Here is a 1,371-nt window from a genome sequence, read left to right as displayed (position 1 = left end):
AGTAGAGTCCATATAATTGTGTAAAATGGCTGTTGGTAAACATTAAATAAAGCCATGTTGAAAGTTCTCTCTTAGAATGAGGTTGTCGAGACAACATTCATCGGAGGAATATCAACATGACTCAGTTTCAGATTACACTAGATGCGGACATTTTACACCAGTTGTTTATTGGAGATTCCAGAGATGCTGGTATCGCAGCTTTGTTGGAGACGGTCTTTAATCAGGTGCTCAAAGCTCAGTCTACAGAACAGTTAGGGGCGGAGAAGTATGAACGTAGCGAAGATCGTAAAGCGTCCCGCAACGGTTACTATGAGCGCGGTTTAACGACACGGGTAGGCAAGCTTACACTTAACGTTCCTCGGCACAGAGACGGGAGCTTCTCTACGGAGTTATTCTCCAGATACCAGAGAAGCGAACAAGCGCTATTGTTATCCTTGATGGAGATGGTCATTCAAGGTGTCTCCACGCGCAAAGTCGCGAACATTACCGAAGAGCTGTGTGGTACCGAGTTCTCAAAGTCCACCGTAAGCGATCTTTGTAAATCGTTGGACCCCGTCGTGCAGACTTGGAACAACCGCCCGTTAACCAAGGCGTATCCCTTTGTCCTTGTCGACGCGATGTACGTCAAAGTGCGTGAAAACGGAAGAGTTCGCTCTAGAGGCGTCCTGGTGGCAACGGGAGTCAACATGGAGGGGAAAAGAGAGATCCTCGGCTTTGCAATTGGCGATACAGAGTCGGAGGCTACTTGGGGCGCGTTCTTTACGCAACTGAAGGAAAGGGGACTTAGTGGCGTCGATATCGTCACGAGTGACCAGCATAGCGGACTCGTGCGTGCAGTGAAGCAACAATTTCAAGGCGTGACTTGGCAACGATGCCAGACCCACTTCATGCGCAATATTCTAGATGCCGCTCCGAAGGCGATGCGAGACGAAATAAAGAAGTACGTGCGAAGCATCTTTGAAGCTGCAGATATGTCCACCGCTCGCACCTTGCTGAAACAGACGCTAGAACGCTTCCAAGCTACGGTGGCTAAAGCCATGGGACTACTTGAGGAAGGCTTTGACGATGCTACGGCGGTGCTGGAACTGCCGGAGGCATGTCGGGTAAGGACGCGAACCACCAACATGGTAGAGCGATTAAATCGTGAAATACGGCGCAGAGAAAGCGTAATTAGCATATTTCCCAATCGCGATTCCGTGGTCCGGTTGTTAGGATCTGTACTAATGGAAGTGGATGAGTGTTGGGGAGAAGAAAAACGATTTATTGACATGCGGACATACCTAGTATGGAAAAAAGAAAAAGGTAGCCGTGTTTAACTGCATCCGGCTAACCTCATCTAAAGAGAATATACACATAAAAATGGACTTGACC

General features: G+C 48.4%; 1 protein-coding gene. It reads left to right on the top strand.

The window, feature by feature from the left end; translation table 11 throughout:
• Nucleotides 1–116 precede the first annotated feature (116 nt).
• Nucleotides 117–1,316: an IS256 family transposase gene (locus tag FPZ45_RS25125; RefSeq protein ID WP_144707406.1), complete on the top strand. Its 1,200-nt coding sequence runs from the start codon at nucleotides 117–119 to the stop codon at nucleotides 1,314–1,316.
• Nucleotides 1,317–1,371: the final 55 nt, after the last annotated feature.

The sequence above is a fragment of the Cohnella terricola genome (genome assembly GCF_007786475.1).
Taxonomy (GTDB): domain Bacteria; phylum Bacillota; class Bacilli; order Paenibacillales; family Paenibacillaceae; genus Cohnella; species Cohnella terricola.
The sequence above is the reverse complement of the archived record's forward strand: the minus strand, read 5'-3'. Positions and strand labels throughout refer to the sequence as shown.